The following is a 16,139-nucleotide window of genomic DNA, read 5'->3' on the forward strand; positions in this document are numbered from 1 at the left end:
GAGGGGTTGGGGCGTGTTCCGTTGATGCCCACATCTTGGGCTGCGTTGACGGTGTTCGGGCGTGGTTCTAGCTTGGGGTTCATGGGTCACCGGCTGCGATTGGTCACGCGGGACCACATCGACCTGCTCCGGGTCATCGCCGCCGCCTGTCCGCGGTAGAGGCCGAGAGCCCGCCGCTTCTCACCCGTTCCCCGCACGTCCCCGGCTCGACGCCGGTGGTGCGTCGCGCTCCCCCAGCACCGCGTCGCAGCGGTGTTCCCCTCGACCCGCGCCGTTGACGCAGGGAGGTCACGAGGATGGTTCGACCAACGCAGTTGCACCTGGCAGTGGCGCTCGACGGGACCGGCTGGCACCCGGCCTCGTGGCGCTCCGCGCACGCCAGACCCGGCGAGCTGTTCACCGCCGGATACTGGCTGGACCTGGTGCGTCGCGCCGAGTCCGGGTTGCTGGACTTCGTCACCTTCGCCGATTCGCTGGGCCCGCAGTCCAGCCTCCCGGACGGACCCGACGAACGCGTCGATCGGGTGCGCGGCAGGTTGGACGCGGGGCTGATCGCCGCGCGCGTGGCACCGCGCACGCACCACATCGGGCTGGTGCCGCACGTCGTGGTCACCCACACCGAGCCGTTCCACGTCTCCAAGGCCGTCGCCACGCTCGACTACGTCTCCGGCGGCCGCGCGGGGTGGCTGCCGCAGGTCAGCACGAGCCCCGGCGAGAACGCGCACTTCGGTCGCCGCGAGATCGTCCCGGACGAACTGCTGGACGAGGCCGCCGATCACGTCGAGGTCGTGCGCCGGTTGTGGGATTCGTGGGAGGACGACGCGGAGATCCGCGACGTGGCCACCGGCCGGTTCATCGACCGAGACAAGCTGCACTACATCGACTTCCGCGGCCAGTGGTTCGACGTCAAGGGACCGTCGATCACCCCGCGCCCACCGCAGGGCCAGCCGCTGGTGATCGCCACCGCCGACGACCCGGCCGGATACCGGTTCGCCGCCCGCTCCGCCGACGTCGTGCTCATCCCCGTGCCGGACCCGCGGGCCGCCGGGGAAGCCGTCGACGCGGTTCGCTCGCAACGCGTTTCGGGCGATCCGCCGCACGTCTTCGGCGACCTGGTGGTGTTCCTCGGCGCCGACGCCGCGGACCGCAGGGCACGGCTGGACGAACTCGACCGACCATCCACTTCGGACGCACCGGTGTTCACCGGCACGGCCGAGCAGTTGGCGGACCTGCTGCTGCCGCTGGCCGAGCGCGGCGTGACCGGGTTCCGCCTGCACCCAGGCGAACTGCCCCGCGACCTGACCGCGATCACCGATGAGCTCGTGCCGGAGCTGCAGCGGCGCGAGGCCTTCCGCACCGAGCACGCGACGGGCTCGCTGCGCGAACGGCTCGGGCTGGCCCGTCCGGTCAACCGATACGCGAACGCTGGAGGCACGTCGTGACCAAGCAGATCCACCTGGCCGCGCACTTCCCCGGGGTCAACAACACCACCGTGTGGACCGATCCGCGGTCGCTGAGCCAGATCGAGTTCTCCTCGTTCGCGCACCTGGCCGAGACCGCCGAACGGGCGAAGTTCGACTTCCTGTTCCTCGCCGAGGGCTTGCGGCTGCGCGAGCACGCCGGCCGGATCTACGACCTGGACGTGGTGGGCCGACCCGACACGTTCACGGTGCTCGCGGCGCTGGCCGGGGTGACCGAGAGGCTCGGGCTGGCGGGCACCATCAACTCCACGTTCAACGAGCCCTACGAGGTGGCGCGCCAGTTCGCCAGCCTCGACCACCTCTCGGCCGGGCGTGCCGCCTGGAACGTGGTGACCTCCTGGGACGCCTTCACCGGTGAGAACTTCCGGCGCGGCGGGTTCCTGCCCGAGGACCAGCGCTACGAGCGCGCGCGGCAGTTCCTGCGCACCGCCACCGAGCTGTTCGACTCCTGGCGCGGTGACGAGATCGTCGCCGACGCGGAGTCGGGCGTGTTCCTGGCCGATCCGCGCGCGGGCGAGTTCGAGCACGCCGACGCGCACTTCGACATCCGGGGCCGGTTCAACGTGCCGTGCAGCCCGCAAGGCCGACCGGTGATCTTCCAGGCGGGCGATTCGGAAGCGGGTCGGGAGTTCGCGGCTTCGGCCGCCGATGCGATCTTCACCCGGCACGGGACGTTGCAGGCGGGCAAGGACTTCTACGCCGACGTCAAGTCCCGGCTGGCCGCGCACGGTCGTTCCCGCGAGGACCTGCTGGTATTCCCGGCGACCACGGTGGTCCTCGGCGACACCGACGCCGACGCGCAGGAGCAGGCCGCCGTCATCCGCAAGCAGCAGGTCAGCGGACCGACGGCGATCTCGTTCCTGGAGCAGCTGTGGAACACCGACCTCAGCGAGCTCGATCCGGACGGCCCGCTGCCGGAGTTCGACCCGGTGGTCGACGCCGACTCCATCACCCAGGGCAGGGCCAGCACCCGCATGTTCGGCGACCGGGTGGCCACCGCCCGCAGCTGGCGGGACCTCGCGGAAGCCAAGAACCTCTCCATCCGCGAGCTGATCATCGAGGTCACCGCCCGGCAGTCGTTCATCGGCAGTCCTTCCACGGTCGCCGAGGAGATGAACCGCTTCGTGCAGGAGGACGCCTCCGACGGGTTCATCCTGGTGCCGCACCTGACTCCCGGCGGGCTGGACGACTTCGCCGCGCAGGTCGTTCCGCTGCTGCAGGAGCGCGGCGTCTACCGGACCGAATATCCGGGGTCCACGCTGCGCGAGAACCTCGGCCTGACGCCCGCGCCCGTTTCCTAGGGTTTCCGGAGGCTTTCGATGCCAGTCCCGCTGTCGGTCCTGGACCTCTCGCCCATCGTCTCCGGGCAGACCGCCGAGGACGCGCTGCGCAACACGCTCGACCTGGCGCGCCGCACCGAGGAGTTCGGCTACCGCCGCTACTGGGTCGCCGAGCACCACCTCACGCCCGGCGTTGCCTCGGCGGCTCCGGCCGTGCTGCTGACCGCGATCGCCGCGGCGACCAGCACGATCCGCGTCGGCTCGGCGGCGGTGCTGCTGGGCCAGCACTCGCCGCTGACCGTGGCCGAGCAGTTCGGCACCCTCGCCCAGCTGCACCCCGGGCGGGTGGACCTGGGCGTGGGCCGGTCGGGGAAGAAGCGCACGCAGGAGCTCGCCGAACGGCTGACCGTGCCGGCCGAGAGCGAAGGCTCCACCGTCGACGGCCTGGTGGTGCCGCCGAAACCCCGTGCGGTGGCCCGATCGGAGAAGTACGCGGCGCGGCTGCGCCAGCAGGCCGAGCTCGTCGGCGCCCCCGCCGAGGAACTGGACTACCGGGAGCAGGTGGAGCGGGTGCGGCGGTTCGTCGACGGCGGCTTCCCCGGACCGGACGGTGAGCCGGTGCGCGCGAACCCGGCCGAGGGCGCCGACCTGGATCTGTGGATCCTGGGTTCCAGCGGTGGTGAAAGCGCCGTCACCGCAGCGGAACTGGGCATCCCGTTCGCGGCGAGCTACCACATCACGCCGTCGACGGTGCTGGAAACCGTGCGGTCGTACCGGGAGCACTTCAGGCCGTCGGAACGCCTGGCCCGGCCCTACGTGGTGGTGTCGGCGGACGTGGTGGTCGCCGACACCGGCGAGCGAGCGCGCGAACTCGCCTCGCCCTACGGCGCGTGGGTGCACAGCATCCGCGCGGGTGCAGGCGCCCTCCCGTTCCCCTCCCCTGCCGAAGCCGCAGAGTTCGAGTGGGACGCCGAAGCGCGGGACGTCGTCGCCGACCGGCTCGCCACCCAGTTCGTCGGCACCCCGGACGAGGTGGCCGACAGGCTCACGACCCTGCAGCGGGTGACCGAGGCCGACGAACTGGTCATCACGACCATCACCCACCAGCACGCCGACCGTGTCCGCTCCTACGAACTGCTCGCCAAGACCTGGATCGGGGCCTAGGGGCAGGCGGCCACAGCCGCCGTTTCAGGTGTGGGACTCAGCTGGCACCGCCGCAGGTTCTGAGCGGTTTCGTGGCGAGTACGCCGCGACGCCGATGTCCACCCCCTGGGTAAGCGGAATACATCAGGAGCGGCGCACGGAGTCCACGAAACCGCTGTGCTTTCCCCTTCGGGGGTTTCTGCTACCCGCACCGCCAAGCAAAGCGAGTCCAAAGTCCCAAACGGCCTCAGCCGCGGCCGATGAAGGGCATCGTGGTGGCGGTGATGGTCATGAACTGGACGTTGGCGTTCAGCGGCAGCCCGGCCATGTAGAGCACGGCGTCGGCGACGTGCTGCGGGTCGAAGGTGGGTTCCGGGCGCACCGTTCCGTCGGCCTGGGCGGCACCGGTGGCGATGCCGGAGGTCATGTCGGTGGCGGCGTTGCCGATGTCGATCTGCCCGCAGGCGATGTCGTGCGCTCGGCCGTCCAGCGAGATCGACTTCGTCAGCCCGGTGATGGCGTGCTTGGTGGCGGTGTAGGCGACGCTGCGCGGCCGGGGCGCGTGCGCGGAGATCGAACCGTTGTTGATGATGCGGCCGCCGCGCGGTTCCTGGTCCTTCATCATCCGGAACGCGTGGTGGGCGCACAGGTACGAGCCGGTCAGGTTCGCCTGCACCACGGCGGTGAAGTCAGCGGCCGGGAGCTCGCCGACGTCACCGGCGGGGCCGAAGGTGCCGGCGTTGTTGACGAGCAGGTCCAGTCGCCCCCACCGCTCGCGAACGGCGTCGAACAGCGCCGAGACCGAGTCGGGGTCGGTGACGTCGGTGGGCACGACCTCAGCGCCCGCGGCGTCTCCGGCCGCCTCGGTCAGCGGCTCGGCGCGACGCCCGGCCAGCGCCACCCCGTACCCCTCCGCCAACAGCGCTCGGGCGATCACCCGCCCCAGTCCCGAACCGGCACCCGTCACGACCGCGACCCGCGTGTTGCTCATGACCTCATTGTCACCTCTCGTCACCCGAACCCGGATCAGCCCCCGCATCCGGGCGGCGGTCGCGGGCTACTGCCGCGCCGCCACGGCGCGCTCGGACGGCAGCTCGAAGTCCTGGCCCTCGACCCGCCCTGAACGGATCCTGACCCGGTCCACGGCCGGTCGCCTGCCCGGCGCCGAGACCACGACCGTCACGAAACCCTCGGGCAGGTCGTGCACCTCGTACTCGCCTGCCGGCGAGGCGACCAGGCGGGCCAGCTGCAGCCCGGACTGGTCGGTGACGGTCAGGACCGCGCCGGGAACCGGGGTTCCCCCGCTGTCGCGCACGGCGCCGGAGAGGGTGCGGTGCCTGCGGGGTTTCGGCGCCTCGAACACCGGGTCCAGCACCACGCCGCCGTCGTCCTCGTGCTCGTAGGTGCCCGCGGCGGTCACCGCTTCCGGGTCGGCCCCGGCCTTGCGCCGCACCCACCACTGGTGGCCGACGACCAGCGCGATGCCGAGGGCGTACCAGCAGCACAGCCCGAGGATGCCGCGAGCAGCGCCGACGCCGTCGAAGTAGAGGATGCCGCGCATCGCGTCGACCGCCTGCCCGAGCGGCAGAACCCCGTGCAGCGCCTGGAAGAACGGCGGCACCAGTTCCTTCGGGATCGCACCGCCCGAGGACGGCATGCTCAGCAGCACGAACAGACCCATCGCCACGCCGGGCAGGAACTGCTTGACCAACGGCACGAGTCCGAACGACGTCCAGCCCACGGCTTGGGTCAGCAGGAAACCGACCAGCAGCAGCGACGGCTGGTTGTAGATCACGCCCATCGACAGCGCGGCGGCGTAGCAGACGATCGAGGCGAACGCGCCGACCCCGACCAGCGCGGCGAGCTTCTGACGGGTGCGCAGTTCGGCGCGCAGCAGCATCATCACCGTGACGTAAGGCGGGATGTTCATCGCCAGCAGGCAGTAGAGCAGACCGGTGCCCATCACGTCGCCGGGAGCGGACGGCGCGAGGTCGGTGAGCACCAGGTGGTGTCCGGTGGCCGCGGCGACCGGGGTGAAGATCTGCTGCAGGATCATCATCAGCGCCGAGCCGTTGGCCTTGGCGTAGAGCAGTTCACCGGTGGTGGGGTCGTACCCGGCGACGGCCTCGCGCTGGGTGATGACCTCGCGCGCACTGGCCTCGTCGGGGACCGGGGTGATGTCGAAGCCACCGGGCATGCGCGCTTGGAAGGTCGCGGCGAGCTGGTGGGCGGCCTGGTCGCCGACGACCACGACGGGCATGTCGTGGGGTTTCGGCGCGTGCATCGGCAGCAGGTAGCAGAGCATGAACCCGCAGATGAAGAACGCGGGGAACCACAGGGTGCTGACCAGCGTGCGGACCGTCGAGGGCGGCTGTGCCTCGGTCAAGGAACCTCCTTCTTCGCGGCGCGGGAGAACGGTTGCTCCGAACAACCATTAGCAATGCTAACTTACTTCGGCGCGCGCCTCCCCCAGGCTCACAACCTCGATCGAAATGCGAATTCTTTCCGGATACGTAACCTCGGAAAGTGGGGGGAAGGAGTTCGGCAGCACCATGCGCACCCGCTCATGCGCGTCCTTCGCCGCGCTGATCATGCTCGCGACCCTGGCTCTGACGGGTTGCCAGACGACTCCGGCTCCACCCCCACCGCAGGGCGGCGGGACGACCTCCGGCCAGCAGGGCGGTGGCGCAGCGCCTCCGGACGGACCGCCCGTGGTGGCGATCAAGATCGACAACTCCTCGGATGGGCGCCCACCGGTGGGCATCGACGCGGCGGACGTGGTCTACGTCGAACCGGTCGAAGGCGGACTGAGCCGAATACTGAGCATCTTCGCCACCCACAAGCCCCAGACCGTCGGCCCGGTGCGCAGCGCCCGCGTGACCGACGCCGAGATCCTCCCGCAGTACGGGAGACCGACGCTGGCCTACTCGGGCGCGGCCCCCGAGGTGCTGCCGATCATCGCGGCGGCCCCGCTGACCGACGCCTCCGACGCCAACGCTCCCGAGGCCTACTCCCGCGACGACGCCCGCCCGGTGCCGCACAACCTGTTCGTCGACTCGACCAAGCTGCCGCCGGCGCAACCGTGGCCGGGAGCGAGCAGGCCGCTGATCGGCGAGGTTCCCAACGGCGGCGCGCCCACCGAGCGCTACGAGGTCCGCTACCCCGCCGCCACCATCGGGTTCTTCTACAACCACCCGTCGCGGCGGTGGATGGTCTCGATGGACGGCGAGCCCTACGCGGCGGTCAACAGCGGCCGGATCGGCGTCTCGACCGTGATCGTCCAGAAGGTCCGCACGCACGATTCGGCGGTGCGCGACGCCGCGGGCAACCCGTCTCCGGTGGCCGAGAGCATCGGCAGCGGTCCGATGGTGATGCTGCGCGACGGCAAGAGCTTCGAGGGCACCTGGAACCGGCCGTCCCCCGAAGCTCCCACCACCTACGCGGACCAGACCGGCGCACCGCTGCCGGTGGACGCCGGTCAGGTCTGGATCGTGCTCAGCCCCGTCTAGAACTGGTCGACGAGCAGGGCGATGGAGAAGTAGCCGTAGAACACCACGGCCACGCACATCATGACCATCCGCCAGCCGCCCAGCCGGATCGCGCGCGGGAGGAACCGGCGGTTGGTGAAGATCAGCAGCATCGAGTACAGGAACATCACGACGCCGCCGGCCGACGAGGAGATCAGGATCAGCGCCAGCGGCTCCTCGGTGCCCGACAGCAGGATCGCCGACCCGGCGATGATCATCACCCAGATCACCGCGAAGTAGATGCGGCTCTCGGTGACCTTCGTGCTGCCGCGGAAGAAGGTGACCTTGACGGTGTCGGCGGTCAGCCGGCTGACCCAGTCCATGATGCCCAGCTGGGTGGAGAACAGCGCGATCGCACCGGCCATCCAGAAGGCGGTCTGGAACCAGCCCCCGAAGCGCTGACCGAAGATCTCGCCCTGGGCGCGGATGAAGTCGAAGTCGTCATCCGGCAGCGGCACGCCGAACACCGTGGCGTAGGCCAGCACCGACATGATCACCAGCGTTCCGCAGCCGAGCAGGAAGAAGGTGCCGAACTGCTCGGCGTTGGCGACCTTCCACCAGCCCTTCCAGCGGCGCCGGTTCTCGTCGCTGTCGAGGAACATGTGCCCGGTCCCCGCGGCGGCGGCCTCCTCGCCGGTGAACGGCGAGGTCACGCGCGGCATGTACTGCCCCATGCCCATCTGCTTGTCGCGCGCCCAGTTGCTCTGGACCAGGTTGTTGCCGCCGCCGGCCCCGGCGAAGGCGATCGCGCCCAGCAGCGCGGCGATCCCGCCGACCTCCTCCATCGGCGGGAGTTGGCCGACGTGGGAGAAGCTCGCGCCGAACGCGGCCCAGTCGGACAGCCCGGTTCCGACGAACAGGGCCACGACGAGGAACACCGCGATCCCGCCGACCAGGACCATCTCGACGCGTTCCACGGTCTTGTAGACCACTTTGGACAGTGTCAGGGCGGAGCCGATGGCGACCATGGCCACGATCGCGATGGGCACCGGAGATCCCGCCCCGGCCACGTAGGTGACGATGGTGGCCGCGCCGGTCGCCCAGCCCGGCCACAGGTTCGGGATGATCGCCATGACGGTGATCAGCACACCCAGCGGCGGCCAGATCCGGGTGAAGCCGGTGACCGCGGTTTCGCCGGTGGCAAGCGTGTACCGCTCGATCTCCATGTTGAGGATGTACTGCATGAAGAAGCCGAGCACGGCCGTCCACATCAGAACGAGCCCGACCTGGCTGGTGATGTAGGGCCACAGCACGAACTCGCCGGAACCGATCGCGGTGGCGGTGAGGATGATGCTGGCCCCGAAGATCTGGCGGAACTTGCGGGGTTCGGGCAGGTCTCGGTATTTGGCCGCGGGCAGGAATCTGCTGGGCAGTTCGCGGGCCACGGCCCCTGCCTCCGGTACCTCTCGGTCCTGGATGGCCACGATGCCTCCTGGCTGGAGCGGATTCGGCCGATCTGGTGTAGCAACCCGAACCGGCCCTGTGAACCAGGTCACAGAACTTAATCCATCCCGAATGTCTGATTTGAGATCTGTGCGCAGCGGAAACACCCTTTCGAACGCAGGTGCTCGCACAGCCCTCTCGGGTAAAGTGATCTTTTCTCCGCACCTTGTCGAAGGGACCCGCACCAATGCCCAAGTTCTCCTGGCACACCGACCCCGTTCCGGCGGGTCTGGCGGTGCGGCAGGTGTACGGGTTCCTCTTCGTGCCAGACGGCAGGCTGCTGATCCGCCTCGACGGCACCAAGCACACGCTGCCCGGCGGGCGTCCGGAGCCGGGCGAGGTCGCCTACGTCGACATCCTGCGCCGCGAAGCCATGGAAGAGGTCACCGTCGACATCGACGAGCCGCACTACCTCGGCTACCAGTGCGTCAACGACGGCATCTCCCCCTACGCGCAGGTCCGGATGGCCGCGCTGATCTCCTGCGCCTACCCACCCGCACCGGACCCCGACAGCGGGCGCACCTACCGGCGACTGCTGGTGCACCCGAGCAAGGCCGGTGACCTTCTGGCCTGGGGCGAGACCGGGTACTTGCAGGCCACGGCGGCCGCCGAAGCCGCCGTGGAGATCCTCGGCCTGCCCGCCGCCGGACTCCCGGCCGCCAGCGAGCTCTGACCGCTCCCACACCCTTCAACCAGGCGAAACCGCCCTTGACCTGGCCGCAGTGGGTCCTCTATCGTTCGCATACAGAACACTTGTTCACTATGCGCACAACGAGAGGTGGTCGGGGTGGCACGCATCCTGAGCCTTCGCGAGGCCGTCGCGGAGCTGGTCCACGACGGTGACACGGTGGCGCTGGAAGGCTTCACGCATCTCATCCCGGTCGCCGCCGGTCACGAGATCATCCGGCAACACCGCAAGGACCTGACCCTGATCCGGATGACGCCGGACATCGTCTACGACCAGATGATCGGCGCGGGCTGCGCGCGCAAACTGGTCTTCTCCTGGGGCGGCAACCCCGGAGTCGGGTCGCTGCACCGCTTCCGCGACGCCATCCAGAACTCCTGGCCGGTGCCGCTGGAGATCGAGGAGCACAGCCACGCCGGCATGGCCAACCGCTACGCCGCAGGCGCCTCCGGGCTGCCCTTCGCCGTACTGCGCGGCTACACCGGCACCGATCTGCCCGGCCAGACCGACACCATCAAGCCCATCGAGTGCCCGTTCACCGGCGAGCGGCTCACGGCCGTGCCCGCGGTGAACCCGGACGTGGGCATCATCCACGCGCAGCGCGCCGACAAGGCGGGCAACGTGCAGATGTGGGGCATCACGGGCGTGCAGAAGGAAGCCGTCCTGGCCTCGAAGCGATCGCTGGTGACCGTCGAAGAGGTCGTCGAGGAGCTCACCCCGGTGCCCGGCGCCGTCGTGCTGCCCCAGTGGGCGGTCACCGCCGTCGCCGAGGTGCCGCGCGGCGCGCACCCCTCCTACGCCCAGGGCTACTACGAGCGCGACAACGACTACTACCAGGAATGGGACCCGATCGGCCGGGACCGCGAACGCTTCGAGCAGTGGCTGACGACCGAGGTCCGCGGTGCGGAGAGGAGCGCGCGATGAGCCTGGAGTTCACCTCCGACGAGATGATGACCGTCGGTGCCGCCCGGTCGCTGGACGACGGAGCGAAGTGCTTCGTGGGCATCGGATTGCCCAGCACGGCGGCGAACCTGGCGCGCCGCACGCACGCGCCGAACCTGGTGCTGATCTACGAATCGGGAACCCTGGGCACCAAGCCGGACCGGCTGCCGCTGTCCATCGGCGACGGAGTGCTGGCCGACACGGCGGATTCGGTGATCAGCGTCCCGGAGATCTTCAACTACTGGTTGCAGCCGGGCCGCATCGACATCGGCTTCCTCGGCGGGGCGCAGGTCGACCGCTTCGGCAACATCAACACCACCGTCATCGGCGGCGACTACCGCAACCCCAAGGTGCGCCTGCCCGGCGCGGGTGGCGCTCCGGAGATCGCGGCGTCGTGCCGCGAGGTGCTGATCGTGATGCGGATGAGCCCGCGCAGCTTCGTCGACCGCGTGGACTTCGTGACCTCGCTGGGCTACGGGACCGGCAAGGGCGACCGCGAAGCGCTGGGCCTGCGCGGACGCGGCCCGGTCAAGGTGATCACCGACCTGGGCGTCCTGCGCCCGGATCCGGAGACCTGCGAGCTCACCCTCACCGAGCTCAGCCCCGGCTCCACCGTCGAGCAGGCCCAGGAGGCCGCCGGCTGGGACCTCAAGGTGGCCGACGACCTCGGGACCCAGGATCCGCCCAGTGAAAACGAGCTGGAAGTCCTGCGCGCCCTGAAAGCTACGGTCTAACCGCGAGGCGGGCACCGAAGTTGCTTCCTCTTTCGCCACCTGAGCAACACGCACCGCCGCGGGTTCTCAGACGTCTTCTGGGGAGGACAGCCGCAGCGAAGTTGGCATGCATGAGTCGCGGATCCCGGAGCCAGAAGACGTCTGAGGTTCCGCCACCCGCACCGCCGAGCAAAGAGACCACAACGCAGTGAAGTCCAAGGAGCTTTTCCATGACTGTTCATGAGACTCGGTCGGCATCCGGTCTCATCCTGCCGGAGTACGCGTCCGACGATGCCTCGCACGCGCCGCTGGATTCGGCCGAATACCGGTCCTCGACGCTGCGGCACCCGAAGCAGCCCCTGCAGTACCTGCCGCAGTACCTGACCGAGGTCACCGGCCCGCTGCTCGGCCAGGACCGGTGCGCGGACAACGACGACGACCTGACCACCCAGCACGACGGGGAACCGCTGGGCGAGCGGATCATCGTCTCCGGCAAGGTGCTGGACTCCTCCGGCAAGCCGGTGCCGAACACGCTGGTGGAGATCTGGCAGGCGAACTCGGCGGGCCGCTACCTGCACCAGGGAGACCGGCACCCGGCGCCGCTGGACCCGAACTTCTCCGGCACCGGGCGCTGCATGACCGACGCGGAGGGCAACTACCGGTTCGTCACCATCAAGCCGGGCGCCTACCCGTGGCGCAACCACGACAACGCCTGGCGGCCCGCGCACATCCACTTCTCGCTGTTCGGGCAGGCGTTCACGCAGCGGCTGATCACCCAGATGTACTTCCCGGGCGATCCGCTGTTCTCCCAGGACCCGATCTTCAACTCGGTGCGCGACGAGAAGGCGCGGGAGCGGATGATCTCGCGGTTCGACCTGGAGTCGACCGAGCCCGAGTGGGCGTTGAGCTACAAGTGGGACATCGTGCTGCGCGGTCCCCAAGCCACGGTGTTCGAGGACGAGGAAGAGGAGGACGACGACTGATGGGCGCTCCCGCCACCACCCCGTCGCAGACGGTCGGCCCGTTCTTCGCGCTGCCGGAGGGCCTGCTCTGGGACGACGGCCCCGAACTGGTCCCCGCCGACCGCGAGGGCGCGTTCGTGCTGCGCGGTGTTCTCCGCGACGGCAACGGCGATCCCGTCCCGGACGGCGTGATCGAGATCTGGCAGGCCGACGAGCAGGGCCGCTTCGACCACCCCGACGACCCGCGCCCGGAGTCCTCCGGCTGGCAGGGGTTCGGCCGGTGCGGCACCGACCCCGAGGGCCGCTTCTGGTTCCGCACGGTCAAACCGGGTCCGCTGCCGACCCCGGCCGGGCAGACCGAGGCTCCGCACATCGACGTCACCGTGCTGGCCCGCGGCATGCTCAACCGGGTCGTGACCCGCGTGTACTTCCCGGACGAGGCGGCCAACGACACCGACCCCGTGCTCTCGGCGGTGCCCGCTGAACGCCGGGACACGCTGATCGGGGTCGCCGAGGCCGACGGCCTGCGGTTCGACATCCGCCTGCAGGGCGGTGGCGAGACGGTGTTCTTCGCGGTCTGATGGTGCCGCGAGTCCACACGGGATCGAGGGAGGCCGGCTTGTTCGGTGCGATGTTCAGCACCCCGGAGGCGACGGCGCGCACCGGCGACGACGCGTGGTTGCAGGCGATGCTGGACTTCGAGTCGGCGCTGGCCACCGCCCAGTCCGAAGCCGGGATCGTGCCCGCCGGGGCGGCCGCGGACATCGCCGCGCACTGCCGTGCCGCGGAGTTCGACTCGGCCGCCATCGGTGAGCGCGCGGTGTCCTCGGCGACCCCGGTGATCGCCCTGGTCAAGGACCTCACCGCCCTGGTCGGCCCGGATTCCCGGCCGCACGTGCACAAGGGCGCGACCAGCCAGGACGTCATCGACACGGCCGCGATGCTGGTGACCCGCGACGTCCTGGCCCTGATCCTCGGCGATCTCCGGGAAGCGGCTCGGGAGTGCGCGCGGTTGGCCGACGAGCACCGGGACACGGTGCTCGTCGCCCGGTCGCTGTTGCAGCAGGCGCTCCCGACGACGTTCGGGCTGCGCTGCGCGGGCTGGCTGACCGCCCTGGACGAAGCGATCGCCGGGCTGGAGCGGGTGCCGCTGGCCGTCCAGTTCGGCGGCGCGGCGGGCACTCTCGCCTCGCTGGGACCCGACGGCCCCAGAGTGCTGGCCGGACTCGCCGAGCGACTCGGCCTGGCCGAACCGGTGCTGCCCTGGCACACCGACCGCACCCGCATCGCCGAGCTCGCCGGTGCCCTGGGCGCGGTGTCCGGGGTGCTGGGCAAGATCGCCCTGGACGTCGAGCTGCACGCCCAGACCGAGGTCGGTGAGCTCACCGAGGGCAAGCCGGGCGGTTCCTCGGCCATGCCGCACAAGCAGAACCCGGCCACGTCGGTGCTGATCACCGCCGCGACCCATCGGGTTCCGGGCCTGGTGGCGACGCTGCTGTCGGCGATGCCGCAGCCCTACGAGCGCGCCGCCGGGGCGTGGCAGTCCGAGTGGGAACCGCTGACCGAACTGCTCAGGCTCACCGCAGGCGCCGCCCGCCGAACCCGAGAGCTCCTGTCGGGCCTGCGCGTCCACCCCGACCGCATGGCCGCCAACCTCGAACTCACCCGCGGCCTGGTGCTCGCCGAGAACGCCGCAGCCCGGCTGGCCGGCGCGCTCGGCCGCACCGAAGCCCAGGAACTCGTCGCCGAGCTGTGCCGCCGCACCGTCGAACGCGGCAGCACGCTGCGGGCCGAACTGCTCGCCGAGCCGAAGGTGCGCGACGTGCTGTCCGAACAGGACGTCATCGCGGCCACGTCGGCGAGCGATTACCTGGGCGCCGCATCGGATTTCATCGACCGGGCACTGGCCGCACACACCGGACACACCGGATTGGAGAAGCGTTGAACGTCAACCACGAACTGACCGGCCCCGAGGGGGCGCCGGTCGTGGTGCTGTCCAACTCGCTGGGCACCGACCTGCGCCTCTGGGACGAGCAGGTCCCGGCGCTGACCGACAGGTTCCGCGTGCTGCGCTACGACCAGCGCGGGCACGGCGGCACCGAGGGCAAGCCCGGCCCCTACACGCTGGCGCAGCTGGGCGGCGACGTGCTGGAGCTGCTGGACCGGCTGGACATCGCCGAGGCGCACTTCGCCGGGGTGTCGCTGGGCGGCATGACCGGGATGTGGCTGGCCGAGCACGCGCCCGAGCGCATCGGCCGGCTGGCGCTGATCTGCACCTCGGCAGACCTGGGCGGCAGCGCGTGGCTCGACCGCGCCGCGACCGTGCGCGCCAACGGCATGGCCGCGATGGTCGAGCCGTCCCTGCCGCGCTGGTTCACCCCGGCCGCGGCCGAGCTCCCCGACATCCGGGCGAAGTTCGGCGACATGATCACCAAGGCCGACGCCGAGGGATACGCGGCGTGCTGCGAGGCGATCGCCGGCATGGACATCCTCGACGGTCTGCCCGGCATTACCGCTCCCACCCTGGTGATCGCCGGTGCGGAGGACCCCGCCACTCCCCCGTCGCACGCCGAGCGCATCGCCGCCGGCGTCGCGGGCGCGCGGGTGGAAGTGCTGTCGCCGGCCGCGCACCTGGCCAACGCCGAGCAGCCCGAGACCGTCAACCGGTTGCTGCTGGAGCACTTCGGAGGAGCCGCATGAGCGACGAAGCCCGTCACGACGCGGGGATGCAGGTGCGCCGCGCGGTCCTCGGCGATGCGCACGTCGACCGCGCCAACGCGCGCAAGACCGAGTTCACCGAGGACTTCCAGGACTTCATCACCCGCTACGCGTGGGGTGAGGTGTGGACCGGCGACGGCGTCGACCGGCGGACGCGCAGCATGCTGACGCTGGCGATCCTGGCCGCGACCGGCTGCGAGGACGAGTTCGCGATGCACGTGCGCGCGGCCCGCCGCAACGGCCTGGAACCGGAGCGGATCAAGGAGGTGCTGATGCACGTGGCGATCTACGCGGGTGTTCCCCGCGCGAACACCGCCTTCGGCATCGCCAATACGATCCTGGCCGAAGAGCAGACGGAGTAACTTCACCTGGAGCTGCGCCGACGAGGGGGATCACCGATGGAGTCCGAGTCCGACACCGGCACCGGGTACGTGCAGTCGCTGGCGCGCGGACTGCTGGTGATCCGCGCGTTCAACGACGCCAGCCCGGAGATGACGCTGTCGGAGGTCGCCCGCGCGACCGATCTCTCGCGCGCGGCGGCCCGCCGGTTCCTGCACACCCTCGTGCACCTGGGCTACGTGTGGACCGACGGCCGGGTGTTCGCGCTGACCCCGCGGGTGCTGGAGCTGGGCTTCTCCTACCTGTCGAGCGTCTCGCTACCGGAGATCGCCCAGCCGCACCTGGAGCAGCTCGTCTCCGAGGTGCACGAATCGGCGTCGGTGTCGGTGCTCGACGGCACCGACGTCGTCTACGTCGCCCGCGTTCCCACCTCGCGGATCATGGCGGTCTCGATCAACATCGGCACCCGCTTCCCCGCCTACGCGACCTCGATGGGCAGGGTGATGCTGGCCGATCTGCCCGAGGACAAGCTGCACGCGCACCTCGACCAGGTCGACCTCGCGCCGCTGGGCCCGCACACCATCACCACCCGCGCCGACCTGATCGAGGAGCTGGCGCGCATCCGGGCGCAGGGCTGGGCGCTGGTCGACCAGGAGCTGGAGGCGGGCCTGCGCTCGATCGCGGCTCCGATCCGCGACCGCTACGGCCGGGTCGTCGCCGCCGCCAACATCTCCTCGCACGCCAGCCGGACCACTCTCGAAGCCGCGCACGAGGACCTGCTGCCGCCCCTGCTGGACACCACCCGCCGCATCGCCGCCGACCTCGCGGTCTCCCCGCAGTCGCGCGCGGTGGTCCGCTGAACCGGAACGGTTTCGTGGTTGCTTTGCTCAGCGGTGCCGGTAGCAG

General features: G+C 70.4%; 16 protein-coding genes. 13 read left to right on the top strand and 3 right to left on the bottom strand.

The annotated features are described in order from the left end of the window. Positions 1 to 296 precede the first annotated feature (296 nt). The 3 genes from AB0J78_RS11205 to AB0J78_RS11215 are packed head-to-tail and all read left to right on the top strand — an operon-like array spanning position 297 to position 3,925. Positions 297 to 1,442 carry an LLM class flavin-dependent oxidoreductase gene (locus AB0J78_RS11205; protein WP_363788701.1) on the top strand — a complete coding sequence of 382 codons (1,146 nt, stop codon included), beginning with the start codon at positions 297 to 299 and terminating at the stop codon, positions 1,440 to 1,442. Further along, complete coding sequence (locus tag AB0J78_RS11210; RefSeq protein WP_363788703.1) at positions 1,439 to 2,782, top strand: NtaA/DmoA family FMN-dependent monooxygenase; 1,344 nt, start codon at positions 1,439 to 1,441, stop codon at positions 2,780 to 2,782. Before AB0J78_RS11205 ends, AB0J78_RS11210 begins: the two co-directional genes overlap by 4 nt. An 18-nt stretch (positions 2,783 to 2,800) precedes the next feature. Then, positions 2,801 to 3,925 carry an MsnO8 family LLM class oxidoreductase gene (locus AB0J78_RS11215; RefSeq protein WP_363788705.1) on the top strand — a complete coding sequence of 375 codons (1,125 nt, stop codon included), beginning with the start codon at positions 2,801 to 2,803 and terminating at the stop codon, positions 3,923 to 3,925. Between the two features lie 226 nt (positions 3,926 to 4,151). Here AB0J78_RS11215 and AB0J78_RS11220 read toward each other — a convergent pair whose 3' ends face one another. Both AB0J78_RS11220 and AB0J78_RS11225 read right to left on the bottom strand, forming a co-directional pair. Further along, complete coding sequence (locus AB0J78_RS11220; protein WP_363788706.1) at positions 4,152 to 4,895, bottom strand: SDR family oxidoreductase; 744 nt, start codon at positions 4,893 to 4,895, stop codon at positions 4,152 to 4,154. Between the two features lie 66 nt (positions 4,896 to 4,961). After that, the gene (locus tag AB0J78_RS11225) at positions 4,962 to 6,290 is read right to left on the bottom strand and encodes a carboxypeptidase regulatory-like domain-containing protein (RefSeq protein WP_363788708.1); all 1,329 of its coding nucleotides are present in this window, start codon (positions 6,288 to 6,290) and stop codon (positions 4,962 to 4,964) included. 166 nt (positions 6,291 to 6,456) lie between these two features. On the opposite strand from AB0J78_RS11225, the gene AB0J78_RS11230 reads away from it, so the two are divergent. Continuing rightward, positions 6,457 to 7,413: a DUF3048 domain-containing protein gene (locus tag AB0J78_RS11230; RefSeq protein ID WP_363788709.1), complete on the top strand. Its 957-nt coding sequence runs from the start codon at positions 6,457 to 6,459 to the stop codon at positions 7,411 to 7,413. Here AB0J78_RS11230 and AB0J78_RS11235 read toward each other — a convergent pair. Beyond that, positions 7,410 to 8,855: an Nramp family divalent metal transporter gene (locus AB0J78_RS11235; RefSeq protein WP_363788710.1), complete on the bottom strand. Its 1,446-nt coding sequence runs from the start codon at positions 8,853 to 8,855 to the stop codon at positions 7,410 to 7,412. The two genes, AB0J78_RS11230 and AB0J78_RS11235, sit on opposite strands and share 4 nt — an antisense overlap. Before the next feature lie 206 nt (positions 8,856 to 9,061). On the opposite strand from AB0J78_RS11235, the gene AB0J78_RS11240 reads away from it, so the two are divergent. The 9 genes from AB0J78_RS11240 (at position 9,062) to AB0J78_RS11280 (ending at position 16,093) form a co-directional block, all read left to right on the top strand. Then, complete coding sequence (locus tag AB0J78_RS11240; protein WP_363788711.1) at positions 9,062 to 9,547, top strand: NUDIX domain-containing protein; 486 nt, start codon at positions 9,062 to 9,064, stop codon at positions 9,545 to 9,547. 114 nt (positions 9,548 to 9,661) lie between these two features. Then, the gene (locus tag AB0J78_RS11245; protein ID WP_363788712.1) at positions 9,662 to 10,483 is read left to right on the top strand and encodes a CoA-transferase; all 822 of its coding nucleotides are present in this window, start codon (positions 9,662 to 9,664) and stop codon (positions 10,481 to 10,483) included. Continuing rightward, positions 10,480 to 11,235: a CoA-transferase subunit beta gene (locus AB0J78_RS11250; protein WP_363788714.1), complete on the top strand. Its 756-nt coding sequence runs from the start codon at positions 10,480 to 10,482 to the stop codon at positions 11,233 to 11,235. Before AB0J78_RS11245 ends, AB0J78_RS11250 begins: the two co-directional genes overlap by 4 nt. 209 nt (positions 11,236 to 11,444) lie before the next feature. Further along, entirely contained in the window at positions 11,445 to 12,197 is a 753-nt protein-coding gene (gene pcaH, locus AB0J78_RS11255; protein ID WP_363788715.1) for a protocatechuate 3,4-dioxygenase subunit beta, read from the top strand. Next, positions 12,197 to 12,757: a protocatechuate 3,4-dioxygenase subunit alpha gene (gene pcaG, locus AB0J78_RS11260; protein WP_363788717.1), complete on the top strand. Its 561-nt coding sequence runs from the start codon at positions 12,197 to 12,199 to the stop codon at positions 12,755 to 12,757. The genes pcaH and pcaG overlap by 1 nt, the downstream gene beginning before the upstream one ends. A 38-nt stretch (positions 12,758 to 12,795) precedes the next feature. Next, the gene (pcaB, locus tag AB0J78_RS11265; RefSeq protein ID WP_363788718.1) at positions 12,796 to 14,121 is read left to right on the top strand and encodes a 3-carboxy-cis,cis-muconate cycloisomerase; all 1,326 of its coding nucleotides are present in this window, start codon (positions 12,796 to 12,798) and stop codon (positions 14,119 to 14,121) included. Further along, positions 14,118 to 14,876: a 3-oxoadipate enol-lactonase gene (gene pcaD, locus AB0J78_RS11270; protein ID WP_363788720.1), complete on the top strand. Its 759-nt coding sequence runs from the start codon at positions 14,118 to 14,120 to the stop codon at positions 14,874 to 14,876. The genes pcaB and pcaD overlap by 4 nt, the downstream gene beginning before the upstream one ends. Then, the gene (gene pcaC, locus AB0J78_RS11275; RefSeq protein ID WP_363788721.1) at positions 14,873 to 15,256 is read left to right on the top strand and encodes a 4-carboxymuconolactone decarboxylase; all 384 of its coding nucleotides are present in this window, start codon (positions 14,873 to 14,875) and stop codon (positions 15,254 to 15,256) included. Before pcaD ends, pcaC begins: the two co-directional genes overlap by 4 nt. A gap of 36 nt (positions 15,257 to 15,292) precedes the next feature. Continuing rightward, complete coding sequence (locus AB0J78_RS11280; RefSeq protein WP_363788723.1) at positions 15,293 to 16,093, top strand: IclR family transcriptional regulator; 801 nt, start codon at positions 15,293 to 15,295, stop codon at positions 16,091 to 16,093. Positions 16,094 to 16,139: the final 46 nt, after the last annotated feature.

Source organism: Saccharopolyspora sp. NPDC049426 (assembly GCF_040676935.1).
Lineage (GTDB): Bacteria > Actinomycetota > Actinomycetes > Mycobacteriales > Pseudonocardiaceae > Saccharopolyspora.

Coding starts and splice junctions, on each gene's coding strand:
- AB0J78_RS11205 (WP_363788701.1), top strand. CDS start 297: ATGGTTCGACCAACGCAGTTGCACCTGGCAGTGGCGCTCGACGGGACC.
- pcaH (WP_363788715.1), top strand. CDS start 11,445: ATGACTGTTCATGAGACTCGGTCGGCATCCGGTCTCATCCTGCCGGAG.
- AB0J78_RS11240 (WP_363788711.1), top strand. CDS start 9,062: ATGCCCAAGTTCTCCTGGCACACCGACCCCGTTCCGGCGGGTCTGGCG.
- AB0J78_RS11220 (WP_363788706.1), bottom strand. CDS start 4,895: ATGAGCAACACGCGGGTCGCGGTCGTGACGGGTGCCGGTTCGGGACTG.
- pcaC (WP_363788721.1), top strand. CDS start 14,873: ATGAGCGACGAAGCCCGTCACGACGCGGGGATGCAGGTGCGCCGCGCG.
- AB0J78_RS11215 (WP_363788705.1), top strand. CDS start 2,801: ATGCCAGTCCCGCTGTCGGTCCTGGACCTCTCGCCCATCGTCTCCGGG.
- AB0J78_RS11280 (WP_363788723.1), top strand. CDS start 15,293: ATGGAGTCCGAGTCCGACACCGGCACCGGGTACGTGCAGTCGCTGGCG.
- pcaG (WP_363788717.1), top strand. CDS start 12,197: ATGGGCGCTCCCGCCACCACCCCGTCGCAGACGGTCGGCCCGTTCTTC.
- AB0J78_RS11250 (WP_363788714.1), top strand. CDS start 10,480: ATGAGCCTGGAGTTCACCTCCGACGAGATGATGACCGTCGGTGCCGCC.
- AB0J78_RS11230 (WP_363788709.1), top strand. CDS start 6,457: ATGCGCACCCGCTCATGCGCGTCCTTCGCCGCGCTGATCATGCTCGCG.